We start from the raw sequence: 14,618 nt of genomic DNA, 5'->3' as shown, positions 1-14,618 counted from the left end.
GCGGCGGACCGGGCCGGGGGCCAGTACTACACGGGTTAGTAGGCTGTCCCGGTGACCGAGACTCCGACGGGGTGCCGTCGATGACCAGCGCAGCCGCGGCCGGCTCGCCGGTGGACGGAATCCTCGCGACGGCGACGATCGTGCTGTCGCTCGTACTCGCGGTGTGGGCGCTGGTGGCGGCGGTGCGCGACCGGCCGCCGGACCGGGTGCAGTTCGCCGGCCTGGCCGTGCTGGAGCTGGGCCTGCTCGCGCTGGCGGTCGCGGCGCTGGTGGCGCTCGGCGGCGGCGAACGGCCGGGCGAGCCCGGCGCGTTCTTCGGGTACCTGGTGACGCTGGTCTGCCTGCCGCCGCTGGCCTGGGTGCTGGCCCGGATGGAGCCGACCCGGTGGGGGTCGGCGATCATCTGCGCGATCTGCCTGGTGACCCCGATCGTGGTGGTCCGGCTGCAACAGACCTGGGCGGTGCTCGGTGGTTGAGACCCAGGTTTCACGGCGGGCCACGAACTCCGGGCCGGGCCGGCTGCTGATCGCCGTGTACCTGCTGTTCGCCATCGCCGCGACCTCCCGGGCGGGGTTGCAGATCGCCACGAGGTTCGACGAGGCGCCGGTGGCGTACCTGCTCTCGGCCCTGGCCGCGCTGATCTACATCGTGGCCGCGGTGGGGCTGGCCCGGGCCGGCCACGCGGGCCGGCGGGTCGCGCTGGCCTGCTGTTCGGTGGAGCTGGTCGGGGTGGTCGGCGTCGGGGTGCTCAGCCTCGTCGACGCCGACCTGTTCCCGGACGAGACGGTCTGGTCGCAGTTCGGCAGCGGGTACGGCTACGTCCCGCTGGTGCTGCCGGTGCTCGGCCTGTTCTGGCTCTGGCGCACCCGCCCCACCGCCCCCTGACACTCCCCCCACACAAGCCGAGCGTCCCCGCACTTTCACGGAAAGAGGGGGGATGGGACGCCGAATAGCCACACTTTCCGTGAAAGTGCGGGGCGGAGTGGCGGGGGTGGGGGCGGCGGGGGTGGGGTGGGGTCAGGCCCTGGGGCCGCCGGCCACGTAGAGGACCTGGCCGGAGACGAAGGATGCGCCCTCGCTGGCCAGGAACGAGATGGTGTGCGCGACGTCCTCCGGGCGGCCCACCCGGCGCACCGGGATCTCCGACTCGGCGTGCTTCTGGAGCGCCTCGAAGTCCACCTTCATCCGGGCGGCGGTCGCGGCGGTCATGTCGGTGACGATGAACCCGGGCGCGACCGCGTTGACGGTGACGCCGAACGGCCCCAGCTCGATGGCGAGGGTCTTGGTGAAGCCCTGCATGCCCGCCTTCGCCGCCGCGTAGTTGGCCTGGCCCCGGTTGCCCAGCGCGGAGGTGCTGGACAGGTTGACGATCCGACCCCACTTCCGCTCGACCATGTGCTTCTGCGCGGCCTGGCTGAACAGGAACGCGCCCCGCAGGTGCACGCCCAGGACCGTGTCCCAGTCGGCGTCGGTCATCTTGAACAGCAGGTTGTCCCGGAGCACCCCGGCGTTGTTGACCAGCACGGTCGGCGCGCCCAGCTCGGCGGCGATTCGCTCGACGGCCGCCTCGACCTGCTCCCGGACGGCGACGTCCGCGCCGACGCCGAGGGCCCGGCCGCCGGCCGCCACGATCGCGTCCACGGTGTCCTTGGTGGCCGACTCCTCGATGTCGACCACGGCGACCGCCAGACCGTCGGCGGCCAGCCGGCGGGCGGTGGCCGCCCCGATCCCCCGCGCGGCCCCCGTGACGATCGCGACCCGCTGCTCCTCGGACATGCCTACCTCCCGGTAACTTATGGCGACCACCGGAGCCTAACCCACCCCGGGGGTCACCAGGCGGCCCCGCGACGGAGGCGGATCCAGCGGTAGCCGTACCCGGCGAGCTTGAGCGAGTCGAGCTTGCCCACCTCGCCGTAGCCGCGGTCGGCGAGGACGTCCGTCGGCAGGTCCGCCTCGCCGGCGAGCGTGCCGAGGTCGACCTCGACGTCCTCGGTGCCGAGGTTGTGCAGGAAGACCATCGTCCCGGTCGGGCCGTCGGCGCGGTGGGCGAGCACCCCGGGCGGCGTCGGCACGTCGATGTGGCTGGTCGAACCGGAACCGATCTCCGGCGCCTCGCGCAGCGTCCGGATCATCCGCTCGAACCAGGACAGCAGCGACTTCTGGTCGCCGCGCTGGGCGGTGACGTTGACCTTCTCGTACGAGAAGTCACCGGAGTCGATCACCGGGCGGACCAGCTTCTCCGGGTCGGCCGTGGAGAAGCCGGCGTTCGGCTTGTACGACCACTGCATCGGGGTACGGATCGCCTCCCGGCCGGGCAGCGAGAGGTCCTCGCCCATCCCGATCTCCTCGCCGTAGCGCAGCACCGGCGTGCCGCGCAGCGAGAACTGGAGCGCGTACGCCAGCTCGACGCGCCGCCGGTCGTTGCCGAGCATCGGGGCGAGCCGGCGGCGGATGCCCCGGTCGTAGATGCGCATGCCCTCGTCGGGGCCGAACTCGGCGTACACCTGGTTGCGCTGCTCGGCGGTGAGCCGGGACAGGTCGATCTCGTCGTGGTTGCGCAGGAAGGTGGCCCACTGCCCGCCGGCGGGCAGGGCCGGGGTGTCCCGCAGCGCCTCGATCACCGGCTCCGGGTCCTGACGGGCCAGGGCGAGCATGAGCCGGCCGTTGAGCATGAAGTCGAACAGCATGTGGATGCGGTTGCCGGAGCCGCTGCCGTCGCCGAAGAAGACGGGAAGCTGGTCGGGCTCCACGTTGGCCTCGGCGAGCAGGACGGCGTCCCCCCGGCGCCACTGCACGTGCTGGCGCAGCTCGGTGAGGAACTCGAAGTCCTTGGGCGAGTTCGGGTTGCCCGGCTCGGTCAGCTCGATGATGAACGGCACGGCGTCCATCCGGAACCCGGAGACGCCGAGCTGGAGCCAGAACGAGACGATCTTCTTGACCTCCTCGCGCACCTTCGGGTTCGCGAAGTTGAGGTCCGGTTGGTACTTGTAGAACCGGTGGTAGTACCAGGCCCTGGCGGTCCGGTCGTAGCTCCACGTCTCCTTCTGCTCGCCCGGGAAGACCATGCCCTGGTGCCGGTCGTCCGGCTCGTGGTCGGACCAGACGAACCAGTCCCGGTACGGCGAGTCGGGCGAGGAGCGGGCGGACTGGAACCAGGGGTGCTCGTCCGAGGTGTGGTTGACCACCAGGTCGATGATCACCCGAATGCCCCGGTTCTGCGCCTGGTGCAGCAGCTCCGCGAAGTCGCCGAGGGTGCCGAAGCGGGGGTCCACGTTGTAGAAGTCGGTGACGTCGTAGCCGTCGTCCCTGTTCGGCGACGGGTGGATCGGGTGCAGCCACAGGCAGGTCACCCCCAGCCGGGCAAGGTAGTCGAGCCGGCCGATGAGGCCCCGGATGTCGCCGACCCCGTCGCCGTCGGAGTCCGCGTACGTGTCGATGTCGAGGCAGTAGACGACCGCCTCCGAGTACCACCTGTCACCCATGCCGGCGTACCTTCTCCGATTCCGGCTCCCGGCAAACGCGAACACCGCCCGCGCCGGGCCGGGGCCGGGGCCGGGGCCGGGAGGACCGGGGCCGGGCCGGCGGGCGGTAGCGTGCCGGTCATGAGCGTGGGATCGGATGCCGGGGACCGGGACGTCGGCTGGGCCGAGGGCGGGTGGCTGCACCAGCCGGTACGGGCCGAACCGACCCCCGACGGCGGGCTGGTCGTCGAGCCGGCCGAGGGCAGCGACTTCTGGCGGCACACCAGCTACGGATTCGTGCACGACGACGGTCCGGCCCTGCTCGCCCCGCTGCCCGCCGGCACCGCCGTGGAGGTCGCCTTCCGGCTCGACTTCGCCGGGCAGTTCGACCAGGCCGGCGTGCTGGTCCGGGTGGACGAGCGGAACTGGGTCAAGGCCGGGGTGGAGTTCAGCGACGGGCAGCCGCAGGTCGGCGCGGTGGTCACCCGCGAGGTCTCCGACTGGTCGGTCGCACCGGTGCCGGAGTGGTTCGGGCGGGAGGTGACGGTCCGGGTCAGCCGGGCCGGGGACGCGCTGACCGTCCGGGCCCGGGCGGGCGACGAGCCGTGGCGGCTGGTCCGGCTGGCCCCGCTCGCCCCGGCCGCCGAGGCGTCGGCCGGGCCGTTCTGCTGCTCGCCGAGCCGGGGCGGGCTGGCCGTCCGGTTCCTCGGCTGGCGGCAGGGCCCGGCGGACGCGGCGCTGCACCCGCAGGACTGACCGCGGGGCCCGGGGTCCGGTCAGGGGCAGGTGTGGTCGCCGCCGGACTGGGTACCACCTTCTGATCCCCCCGGCGGCTCCGCGGAAGGACACCCATGGCCCTCGCCCAGAACGTCGATCCGTCGCGGTTCACCGGGCTGACCGGGTGGGTCGCCAGCGTGATCGACTCGCTCGGCGCGGTGGGGGTGGCCGCGCTGGTCGCCCTGGAGAGCATCATCCCGCCGATCCCGAGCGAGATCGTGCTGGCCATGGCCGGCTACCTCGCGGCCGAGGGCCGGTTCAACCTCGTGCTCATCGTGGTCGCCGCGACGGTCGGCTCGGTGGTCGGCGCGCTGGTGCTCTACTGGCTCGGCGCGGCCGTCGGCGAGGACCGGCTGAAGCGGTGGCTGGACCACATCCCGCTGGTCGACCGGGACGACCTGGAGAAGGCCGACCGGTGGTTCGAGCGGCACGGCCGGTGGGCCGTGCTGATCGGCCGGCTGGTGCCGGTGGTGCGCAGCCTGGTCTCCGTCCCCGCCGGGGCGAACCGGATGCCGTTGGGCGAGTTCCTCCTGCTCACCACGCTGGGCAGCGGGGTGTGGAACGCGCTGATCGTCGGGGCCGGCTTCGCGCTCGGGTCGCGCTGGGAGGAGGTGGACCGGTACAGCAGTTGGTTCAACTACGCGATCTTCGCGATCTTCGGGGCGATGATCCTGAGCTGGGCGGTGAAGAGGGTGCGCCGCCGCCGCGCGCGGCGCGACCGGCAGTCCGTGACCACCGGTCGCTGACCGCGCGCCCGCCCGGCTAGCTGTACTGGGCGGTGATGCTGGTGAACTCCCAGGTGTTCTGGGCGATGCCGGAGCAGTTGGCCACCACTCCCCCACCGGGGCAGGGGCGGTCGCGGTTGACGGCCCAGAAGGTGAACCGGGACAGCCCGCGGGCCTTCGCCCAGTCGCGGATCTGCGTCCAGGTCGCCGGGGTGGTCAGCTCCTGCTGGTCGGACAGGCCGTTCATGCCGGAGATGCCCATGTGCGTGTACGCGGTGGCGTCGGACCAGCCGAAGGCGCTCTTCAGCGCGTTCTTCAGCCCCTCGGCCGCGTTGACGGTGCTCTGGTACATGTTCGCGCCGCCGGCGAAGTCGAACGGCATGATCGTGAACGTGTCGATGTTCGCCCCGAGCGCGGCGGCCTGGTTGATCAGCCGGGTGCCGTAGTACGACGGCCCGGTGGTCGTGGTGCCGAAGGTGACGATCGTCTTGATCCCCGGGTTGTTCTGCTTGACGATCTTCAGCGCGCCGAGGATCCGGTCCTGCACCGCCTCGTTCTCGAACTCGTCGCTGTTCTCGATGTCGATGTCGATCGCCTTCAGCCCGTACGCGTTGATCACCTGCTGGTACGCCCCGGCCAGGGCGCTGGCCGACGAGCAGTTCGGGCCGAGCTTGTTGCCGCTCCACCCGCCGAAGGACGGGATGACGTCGCCCCCGGCGGCCCGGATCGCGGCGATGGTGCTGGCGTGCGCGCCGCCGGTGAGCGGACCGCTGCCGTCCCAGGCCGGGGTGCAGCCGCCACCGGAGAGGACGAACGCGATGGTGAACCACTTGATCCCGGTCGCGCCCATCACCGTGGCGGGCGCGGGCGGATCGCCCCAGCCCGGGTAGAGGTACGGGGCGGCGGCCATCGGGGCGTTCCCGCCGCCGGTGCAGCCGGTGGTGGTGGCGGAGACGGCCGGCGACTTCGCCGACTCGCCCGAGGAGTTGTACGCCGCCACGGTGTAGCTGTGCGCGGAGCAGGCGGCCAGCCCGGACACCGTCGTCGAGGTGCCGGTGACGGTGGCCTTGACGGTGCCGCCCTCGTACACCCGGTAGCCGGTGACCGTGCCGGACACGGCGTTCCAGGCCAGCGAGACCGAGGCGCCGGTGGTGCCGGTGACCCGCAGCCCGCCCGGGGTGGCCGGGCCGGACGGGTTGCCGCCGCCGGTGCAGGAGCCACCGTTGACGGTGCAGTTGGTCGGGTCGCCGGTGCCGGCGACGACGAACCCGAACGACGTGCTGGCGCCCGGGGCGAGCGCGCCGTTCCAGGACTTGTTGACGGCGGTCACGTGCTGGCCGGCGCTGGTCATCGTGGCGTCCCAGAAGGTGCCGAGCGAACTGCCGGCGGGCAGGTCGAACTGGACGTCCCAGGAGCCGATGCTGGCCGAGGTGTTGTTGGTGACGGTGAACTTCGCCTCGTACCCGCTGCTCCAGCTTGAGGTGCGGACGAAGGCTGCGGTGGCCGCCGACGCGGCCGGCGGGGCCACGAGGGTGGCCGCCACGACGGCGGCGCCGAGCGCGGCGGCGAACGTCGCCGCGCGGGGGAAGCGGAGTTTCACGGTGGCCTCCAGGGACCGGTGGTGGGGGTTACCGCCCGAGGGGGTGGGCGGGGCCGCCGGCCCGCGCGGGGCGGGCCGGCGGTGGTGCGGGGGTGCTGGTACGGGCTGGTGCTGGTGCCGGGTGTGCTGGTGCTGGTGCCGGGTGGTGCGGTCGGGTCAGGGCAGGGTGGCCAGGTGCGGCTTGACGGTGCGGGCGAAGCCGTTGCCGTTGCTGACGTCCCAGTTGACCGACCAGGTCATCGCGCCCCGGATGCCCGGGTAGGTGCGCGGCGGCCGGAAGCTTCCGCAGTTGGTGCCCTTCGCCAGGCAGTCGAGGGCGGCGTTGACCACGCTCGGGGCGACGATGCCGCCACCGGCCGCGCCGGGGCCGGCGGGCAGGCCCAGCCCGACCTGGTCGGGGCGCAGCCCGGCTTCGAGCTGGATGCAGGCGAGCGCGACGATGAAGTTCACCGTGCCCTGGCCGTACGCGGCGTTCTGGTCGCAGCCGAGCATCGCCCCGGAGTTGTAGAACTGGGTGTTGACCACGGTGAGGATGTCCCGGATGTCCAGGGCGAGCTTGAAGTAGCCGGCGGCCGGGGACTGCATGTCGATGGTCTGCGGGGCCATCGCGATGATCAGGCCGGCCCCGACCTTGGCCCGCAGGGCGCGCAGCGCCTGGGCCATGTACGTCGGGTTGAGCCCGTTCTCTAGGTCGATGTCGACGCCGTCGAAGCCGTACCGCTGGATCAGCGCGTACGTGGTGTCGGCGAACGCGGTGGCCGAGGTGGCGTCGTTGACCGCGACCCGGCCGGTCTCGCCGCCGACCGAGAGGATGACCTTCTTGCCGCGCGAGTGCAGGGTCCGCAGGTCGGCGGTGAAGTCGGCGTCGGTGTAGCCGCCGAGGGCGGCGGACAGGCCGGGGTCGATGCCGAAGGTGACCGCGCCGGGGGTCGTGGTGGCCTCGCCGAAGGCGACCGCGACGAGGTCGTACTCGGCGGGGACGTCGCGCAGCCGCAGCTCGACCGCCGGATTGTCGAAGTTGTGCCAGTAGCCGGTGAGCAGGTGCCTCGGCAGGCCGCCGGGCGGGGTGGTGGTCGGCGGCGGGGTGGTCGGCGGGGTGGTCGTCGGCGGGGTGGTCGTTGGCGGAGCAGTGGTCGGCGGGGCGGTCGTCGGTGGGGCGGTGGTGGGCGGGGCGGTCGTCGGGGTGCTGCCGCCGCCGCAGGAGGCGCCGTTGAGCTGGCAGTTGGTCGGGCTGCCGGAGCCGGTGGCGAGGAAGCCGAACGACACCGACGCGCCCGGGGCGACGGTGCCGTTCCAGGACCGGTTCGTGAAGGTGTACCGCTGGCCGGAGGAGGTCAGCAGCGCGTCCCAGTAGCTGCCGACGGCGGTGCCGGCGGGCAGGTCGAAGGTGACGGTCCAGCCGGAGATGGCGGTGGCCCCGCCGTTGGTGATCGTGTACTTCCCCTCCCAGCCGGTCCCCCAGTCGGAGGTCTTCACGAAGCCGGCGGTGGCCCCGGCGGCGAACGCCGGCAGCGCCACCCAGGCCGCCCCGACGGTCGCGGCCAGCGCCGTCGCCAGGGCCAGGACAAGTGATCGGGAACGCTTCATGCAACCCTCCACGCCCGGGACGGGCATCCACATTCGTCAACGTTGGCGCTTATTATTAGGACTGTTAACTGTTTCTGTCCAGAGGATGACGACGAGATGGCGGGAGAGGGGTCCCCTCCGCGACCGGGGGCGTCGACCGGGGACCCCTCCTCACCCCCTCAGCGGGCGTCGGCGGCGGGCACCGGTTGGGGGCGGCGCAGCGCCGCCTGCTCCAGCGCCGTCCACGCCGTGGTGGTGACCAGGTAGAGCACCGCCGCCAGCGGCACCACCAGCGCCGCCAGCACGGTCAGGTACGGCAGCAGCGGGATCAGCCGGGCCAGGGTGGCCGCCCCCGGGGCCCCGGTCGGCGTACCGGCGGCGGTGCCGGTGACCGCCGCCGCACGCCGCGCCCGCCGGGACGACCACCAGGCCAGCGCCAGCAGCGCCGCGAGCAGCGCCCCGAACAGCGGGCCGGCCGCCCCGCCGAGCCCGTCGGAGACGTGCCAGCCCAGCGGCACCCCGGCCAGCCGCTCGTCGAGCAGCCCGGTGCCGCCCTCGTCGGTGCTGAACAGCCGGTACATGATCAGGAAGAACGGGGCCTGGAGCAGGGCCGGCAGGCAGCCGGCGACCGGGCTCGCCCCGGCCGACCGGTAGAGCCCGAACAGCTCGCTCTGCAACCGGGCCGGGTCGTCGGCGTACCGGCGTTGCAGGTCGCGGACCTGCGGGGCGAGGGCCGCGCGGCGCCGCTCACCGCGCACCTGGGCCAGGGTGAGCGGCGAGATCAGCAGGCGGACGGCGACGGTGAACAGGACTATGGCGGCGGCCGTGGCGGCCCCGCCGGCCAGCGGGTGCAGCGTGTCGGCGAGCCAGGTGACGGCGGCGGCGGCGACGCCGACCGGGCCGTGCAGCGGTGCGAAGGCGAGCATGGGTGACCCCTCGGTCCGATTCCGGATGCCCCGGCCGGGCCCGGGCGCGGGCGGCGGGGGCGACGACGGCGGAATCGGCCGGACGGCGACATCGACGCGACGGGGCATGGACCGCCCGCCGCGCCCCGGCGACCGACGCCGGCGCGGGCCGGCGTGGCCCGGGGAGCGCTACCCGGCCGAGGGACGCAGGCCCGGCGCGCGGGGCCGGGGGCGGCCGGCGGCGTCCGGGTCGACCTGCCGGGGGATACCCCGGCGGCGGGCGCGGGCGCGCAGGGCGGCACCGTGCCCCGCGGACCGGGCCGGCGGGCCGGCGGTCGCGCCGGGACGACCGGCCAGCAGCACCGCGAGCAGCACGGCGGCGGCCACCGCCGCCCCGGCGATCAGCTCCGCCGGGCGGTCCGCGAGCACGGTGAGGTGGGTGAGCGCGTACGCCCACAGCCCCGTCACCGTCAGCAGCAATCCCGCCACGCCGGTCAGCCTAGGGCCCGGTGTCCACCGTCACGGCGACGATCGCGACGGCCACCTCGCCGGGCAGCTCCCGGTGCAGCAGGTGCCGGGCGTCGCGGAGCACCACCTGCCGCCCGGCCGGGAAGGCGGCGGCCAGCGCCGCGTGCCCGGACCGCCAGGCCCGCCGGGCGCGGGAGCCGGGCAGGTCACCGAGGGCGGTCAGCACCCGCACCGGCAGGGCCGGCGGCGGGACGTGCCGGCGCAGCTCGACCAGGTCGGCGGCCACCGCCGGGTGCGCGAGCCACTCGACCAGCACGGCGGTCAGCACCGCGCCGTCGCCGTACGCGCGCCGGGCCGCGGCCCGCCACGCCGGGTCGGGGGGCGCGGCGGCCAGCCGGCGTACCGCCCGCTCCCACCCCCACGGGCCGACCCGGCGGGCCAGCCCGGTCCGGTCCAGCAGCACGGCGAGCCCCGGCCCGGCGACGCCGGCCAGCCAGGCGGCCCCGGCGGCGACCGCCGCGAGCCCGGCCGGGGGCGGGCCGGCCACGCTCGGGTCGACCAGCACCAGGCCGGCCAGCCGGTCCGGACGCAGCCGGGCGTACGCCTCGGCGGGCAACGCCGCCGCCGAGTGCGCCACCAGCACCACCCGGCCCGGCCCGGCCGCCCCGACCACGGCCGCGATCCGGGCCACCTCCCCGGCCAGGGTCGGCGGGCACCGCCCCGCCGGCAGCGTGCCGAGGCCGGGCCGGTCGAACCGGAGCACCCGGTGCCGGCCGGCGAGCAGCGGCACCAGCCGGTCCCAGGCCCCGGAGTCCTCGGCCATCCCGGCGCAGAGCAGCACCGCCGGCTCGCCGGAGCCGTCAACCCGCACCCCGGGCGGCAGCCGCCCGGGCACCGGGTCCCCGGGAGCCGGAGTCCGCCCGGGGCCGCCGACCGGCCCGCCGGGCCGGCCGGTCACCGGCCCCGCCCCGGGTCGCCGCCGTCGCGCCCGGCCGGTCGGCCGGTCACGGCGCCCGGGCCGGGGACGGCCGCCCCGGCGGCGAGCAGCAGCCAACCGGACAGGCCCGCGAGTTGGACCCGCTGCCAGAGACCGAGCAGCTCACCCGGGCGGGCCACCTCGACCAGGGTGCCGGCCGTCCCGACCAGCAGCACGCCGGCCACCAGCAGCGCCCACCGGTGCCGGGAACCGGTCGCCCCCCGGGTGGCCGCCAGGAACGCCAGCAGGGAGAACAGGGCGGCGGCCACCGCCACCGACGAGGTGACCGTGTGCGTCTGGTGGCGCAGCGACACCTCGCCCAGTTCCTCCAACCGGGCGCACGCGGCGTCCCGCGACGGGGAGCAGTCCATCGTCGCCACGCCGCCGTCCAGGGCGGTCGCCGCCCCGAACAGCGCCACCCCCGCCCAGGCCGCCCGGGGCCAGCCCCGGGCGCGCCGCGTCAGCGCCGTCCCGGCGGCCGCGGCCAGCAGGCCGGTGGACAGGTCACCCAGGCCGAAGACCAGGTGGTACGGCTGGTCGCGGGCGGCCAGCTCGCTGGCGTACCCGGTGAGCGGGCCGAGCGCCGGGTTGAGCAGCGGCCCCAGCAGCCAGGACGCGTAGAGCACGGCGGCCAGCCCCAGCGCCGCCACCGGCCACGCGCGGCCGGCCCGGACCGGCCTCACGCCGCCCCGCGCTTCCCGCCCGGCGCCGGCATCCGCGCGCCCCGCGTCCCCGCCCCGGCCGGCGTCGTCACGACGACTCGCGGACCAGCGGGAAGGGCAGCGTCTCCCGGATCGACCGCCCGGTCAGCAGCATCACCAGCCGGTCCACGCCGAGGCCGAGGCCCCCGGTGGGCGGCATCGCGTACTCCAGGGCGGTGAGGAAGTCCTCGTCCAGTTCCATCGCCTCCGGGTCGCCGCCGGCCGCCCGCAGCGACTGCTCGGTCAGCCGCCGCCGCTGCTCGGTCGGGTCGACCAGCTCCGAGTACGCGGTGCCCAGCTCCATCCCGAACGCCACCAGGTCCCACCGCTCGGCCAGCCGGGGGTCGTCCCGGTGCTGCCGGGTCAGCGGCGAGACGTCGGTCGGGAAGTCCAGGTAGAACGTGGGCACGTCGGTGCGCGCCTCGACCAGCCGCTCGTACAGCTCCAGCAGCACCGCGCCGCGCCCCCACCCCGGGTCGTACGGCACGCCGGCGGCGTCGCAGAGCTTGCGCAGGGCCGCCACGCCGGTGTCGGCGGTGACCTCCTCGCCGAGCGCGGCGGAGACCGCCTCGTTGACCGTGCGCACCGGCCACCCGCCGCCGATGTCGACCGGCTCGCCGGTGCCGGGCCGGCGGGCCGTCGGCGCGCCGTGCACCGCCACCGCCGCCGCGACGATCAGCTCCCGGGCCAGCTCCCGCATGGTGTGGTAGTCGCCGTACGCCTGGTACGCCTCCAGCACCGTGAACTCCGGGTTGTGGGTGGCGTCGACGCCCTCGTTGCGGAACGCCCGGCCCAGCTCGTACACCCGCTCGACGCCGCCCACGGCGAGCCGCTTGAGGTACAGCTCGGGGGCGATGCGCAGGCTCAGCCGCAGGTCGTAGGCGTTGCTGTGGGTGACGAACGGGCGGGCGTTCGCGCCGCCGTGCACCCGTTGCAGGATCGGCGTCTCCACCTCCAGGTAGCCCCGGTCCACCAGGGACCGCCGCAGGCTGCCCAGCGTCGCGCCCCGGGCCCGCAGCAGCTCCCGGGCGCCCGGGTTGACCGCCAGGTCCAGGTACCGTTGGCGGACCCGGGCCTCCGGGTCGGCCAGCCCCCGGTGCTTGTCCGGCAGCGGGCGCAGGCACTTGGCGGTGAGCCGCCAGTCGGCGACCCGGACCGACACCTCGCCGCGCCGCGTCGCGTACACCTCGCCGGTCGCGCCGACGTGGTCGCCGATGTCGACGGCGGCCCGCCACCGGCCCAGGTCGCGCTCCACCAGCAGTTGCAGGTCGCCGCTGCCGTCCCGGACCGTGGCGAACAGCACGCCGCCGTGGTCGCGGACCAGCAGCACCCGCCCGGCCACCGCCACCGTCTCCCCGGTTCCGGTGTCCGGGGCCAGCCCGGCGTGCCGGGCCCGCACCGCCGCACAGTCGTCGGTGCGGGCGAACCCCGCCGGGTACGGGTCGACCCCGGACGCGCGCAGCCGGTCCAGCTTCGCCAGCCGCACCCGCACCTGCTCGGAGCGCTGCTGCGGCCGGTGCTCCCCGGCGGCCTCGGGAGCGACCGCGTGCACCGCGCCCGCCTCCGGCGGCACGAAGCCCACCCCGCCACCGGCTGGCGGCACCCCGTGCAGCGGGGCGGGCCGGCCGCCGGGCAGCGCGACGAAGCCCTCGGCGACGGCCGCCGCCAGCCCCACCCGGGCCAGCTCCCGGCGCTCGGCGAAGCAGAGGTAGCGGGGCGCCCAGTGCGGCTGGTACTTGGCGTTGGACAGGTACAGCGACTCCAACTGCCACCAGCGGGAGAAGAACAGCAGGGTGTGCCGCCAGAGCCGGATCACCGGGCCGGCCCCGATCCGGGCGCCCTGCTCGAAGACCGACCGGAACACCGCGAAGTTGAGCGAGACCCGCTCGACGCCGAGCCTCGGCGCCGCCCCGAGCAGCGCCGCCACCAGGAACTCGGTGACCCCGTTCTCGGCGACGCGGTCGCGGCGCATCAGGTCCAGGGAGAGCCCGTCGGCGCCCCACGGGGTCAGCGACAGCAGGGCGCGTACCCGGCCGTCGCCGTCGCGCGCCTCGACCAGCGCGCAGTCGCCGTCGGCCGGGTCACCGAGCCGGCCCAACGCCATCGAGAAGCCGCGCTCGTGGTCGGTGTCCCGCCAGGCGGTGGCGAGCCGGGCCAGCTCGGCCAGCTCACCGGCGGGGATCTCGGCGTGCCGGCGCACCCGGGCGGTGTAACCGGCCCGCTCCACCCGGTGCACCGCCTGCCGGACCGGGCGCATGTCCCGCCCGTCCAGGTCGAACTCGCGGGCCAGCAGGATCGCCTCGTCGCCCAGGTGCAGCACCTTCAGCCCGTGCCGCTGGTACGCCCGCGCGCCGGCCTCGCCCGCGCCCATCACCGCCGGCGTCCAGGCGTACGCGCGGGCCTGGTCGAGCCACGCCTCGATGGCCGGGCCCCACGCCTCCGGGTCGCCCAGCGGGTCGCCGCTGGCCAGGCTGACCCCGTTGACCACCCGGTAGGTGACGGCCGCCTTGCCGCTGGGCGAGAAGACCGCCGCCTTGTCCCGGCGGGTGGCGAAGTAGCCGAGCGAGTCCCGCCCGCCGTGCCGGGCCAGCAACTCCCGGATCCGCTGCTCCTCGTCGGCGTGCAGCACGGCGGCAGCGCGCTGCGACCGCAACAGGGTGAACAGGCCGGCCACGAAGGCCACCGCGCCCAACCCGCCGAGCAGCAGGTTCACCCAGCCGGGGGCCTGCCCCTGCCGGGTGACGTCCAGGCTGATCGCGCCGCCGAAGACCTTCTCGATGGCGTACCCGAGCCGGTCCAGCCAGCTACGCAGGCTGCCGGGGACGGCGGTGAGCAGCAGGTAGCCGACCCCCACCGAGGCGACGGCCAGCCCGAAGAACACGGCCAGGGCGCGGCGCGTGCTCCCGCTGCGCACCCGGGCGTAGAACTCCCGGCGGGCGGCGACCAGCAGGGCCAGCGCCCCGGCGGCGAAGCCGATGCCGACCCAGACGCCGACGGTCTCCACGGCGCTGAACAGCCGCCGGCCGGCGTCGTCGGTGAGCCGGTTCGCCCCGACCAGCAGCAACAGCCCGCCGGCCAGCACGCCGACGGCGAGGCTGAGGGTGAAGTAGACGACCAGCACCCAGTACGCCAGCCGCTTGCGGCGCAGCACCGCCGAGGCGAGGGTGCCGAGGAAGACCGCGTAGGCCAGGTTGGCCGGCGCGGGCAGCAGCAGCGTGTCGACGGCGGTGCGGACCGGCTGAATGTCGGAGCGGACGGCGCTGCTCACCGCAGCCAGCGCGCAGACCGTGGCGATCACCCAGAGCAGGGTGGCGAAGGCCCGGGGCACCTGGCGGCGCCAGTCCCGGTGCACCCGCCGGGCGTCGGTCACCGCCCCATGGTAGTCCCGCCGGCGCTCCCGCACCTGGTGGGGAATGCTCCGCCGGCCCGGTAACGCGAA

13 protein-coding genes are annotated in these 14,618 nt (G+C 75.2%); 4 read left to right on the top strand and 9 right to left on the bottom strand.

The features are described 5' to 3' along the window. The first annotated feature begins 80 nt into the window (after positions 1-80). Together C5N14_RS03680 and C5N14_RS03675 are read left to right on the top strand one after the other, a co-directional pair. Entirely contained in the window at positions 81-476 is a 396-nt protein-coding gene (locus tag C5N14_RS03680) for a hypothetical protein (RefSeq protein WP_117665545.1), read from the top strand. Next, positions 469-885, top strand: coding sequence for a hypothetical protein (locus C5N14_RS03675; RefSeq protein WP_117665459.1), 417 nt, complete (start codon positions 469-471; stop codon positions 883-885). The genes C5N14_RS03680 and C5N14_RS03675 overlap by 8 nt, the downstream gene beginning before the upstream one ends. A 132-nt stretch (positions 886-1,017) precedes the next feature. Here C5N14_RS03675 and fabG read toward each other — a convergent pair whose 3' ends face one another. Together fabG and C5N14_RS03665 are read right to left on the bottom strand one after the other, a co-directional pair. After that, positions 1,018-1,776, bottom strand: a complete 759-nt coding sequence (gene fabG, locus C5N14_RS03670; RefSeq protein WP_117665457.1) for a 3-oxoacyl-ACP reductase FabG — start codon at positions 1,774-1,776, stop codon at positions 1,018-1,020. A 53-nt stretch (positions 1,777-1,829) separates the two neighbouring features. Next, entirely contained in the window at positions 1,830-3,482 is a 1,653-nt protein-coding gene (locus tag C5N14_RS03665; protein ID WP_117665455.1) for an alpha-amylase family protein, read from the bottom strand. Positions 3,483-3,602: 120 nt separating this feature from the next. Here C5N14_RS03665 and C5N14_RS03660 point away from each other — a divergent pair, with 120 nt between their 5' ends. Both C5N14_RS03660 and C5N14_RS03655 read left to right on the top strand, forming a co-directional pair. Then, a complete protein-coding gene (locus C5N14_RS03660) occupies positions 3,603-4,217 on the top strand; it encodes a DUF1349 domain-containing protein (protein ID WP_117665543.1) in 615 nt (204 codons plus the stop codon). 95 nt (positions 4,218-4,312) lie between these two features. After that, complete coding sequence (locus tag C5N14_RS03655) at positions 4,313-4,984, top strand: DedA family protein (protein ID WP_117665453.1); 672 nt, start codon at positions 4,313-4,315, stop codon at positions 4,982-4,984. 16 nt (positions 4,985-5,000) lie between these two features. On the opposite strand, the gene C5N14_RS03650 is transcribed toward C5N14_RS03655, so the two are convergent. The 7 genes from C5N14_RS03650 to lysX form a co-directional block, all read right to left on the bottom strand. Then, complete coding sequence (locus tag C5N14_RS03650; RefSeq protein ID WP_117665451.1) at positions 5,001-6,563, bottom strand: cellulose binding domain-containing protein; 1,563 nt, start codon at positions 6,561-6,563, stop codon at positions 5,001-5,003. A 156-nt stretch (positions 6,564-6,719) separates the two neighbouring features. Next, positions 6,720-8,150 (bottom strand): chitinase, encoded by a 1,431-nt coding sequence (locus tag C5N14_RS03645; RefSeq protein ID WP_117665449.1) that lies wholly within the window; start codon positions 8,148-8,150, stop codon positions 6,720-6,722. Positions 8,151-8,308: 158 nt separating this feature from the next. Next, positions 8,309-9,055 (bottom strand): membrane protein insertase YidC, encoded by a 747-nt coding sequence (locus C5N14_RS03640; protein ID WP_117665447.1) that lies wholly within the window; start codon positions 9,053-9,055, stop codon positions 8,309-8,311. 168 nt (positions 9,056-9,223) lie between these two features. Beyond that, positions 9,224-9,523 (bottom strand): DUF6412 domain-containing protein, encoded by a 300-nt coding sequence (locus tag C5N14_RS03635; RefSeq protein WP_243639115.1) that lies wholly within the window; start codon positions 9,521-9,523, stop codon positions 9,224-9,226. 10 nt (positions 9,524-9,533) lie between these two features. Next, positions 9,534-10,460 (bottom strand): alpha/beta fold hydrolase, encoded by a 927-nt coding sequence (locus tag C5N14_RS03630; RefSeq protein WP_117665443.1) that lies wholly within the window; start codon positions 10,458-10,460, stop codon positions 9,534-9,536. Beyond that, a complete protein-coding gene (locus tag C5N14_RS03625; protein WP_117665441.1) occupies positions 10,457-11,161 on the bottom strand; it encodes a DUF998 domain-containing protein in 705 nt (234 codons plus the stop codon). Before C5N14_RS03625 ends, C5N14_RS03630 begins: the two co-directional genes overlap by 4 nt. 67 nt (positions 11,162-11,228) lie before the next feature. Continuing rightward, the gene (gene lysX / locus C5N14_RS03620; RefSeq protein ID WP_117665541.1) at positions 11,229-14,549 is read right to left on the bottom strand and encodes a bifunctional lysylphosphatidylglycerol synthetase/lysine--tRNA ligase LysX; all 3,321 of its coding nucleotides are present in this window, start codon (positions 14,547-14,549) and stop codon (positions 11,229-11,231) included. Positions 14,550-14,618 lie beyond the last annotated feature (69 nt).

Source organism: Micromonospora sp. MW-13 (assembly GCF_003434305.1).
Lineage (GTDB): Bacteria > Actinomycetota > Actinomycetes > Mycobacteriales > Micromonosporaceae > Micromonospora.
This window is presented reverse-complemented; position numbering and strand designations above follow the sequence as displayed.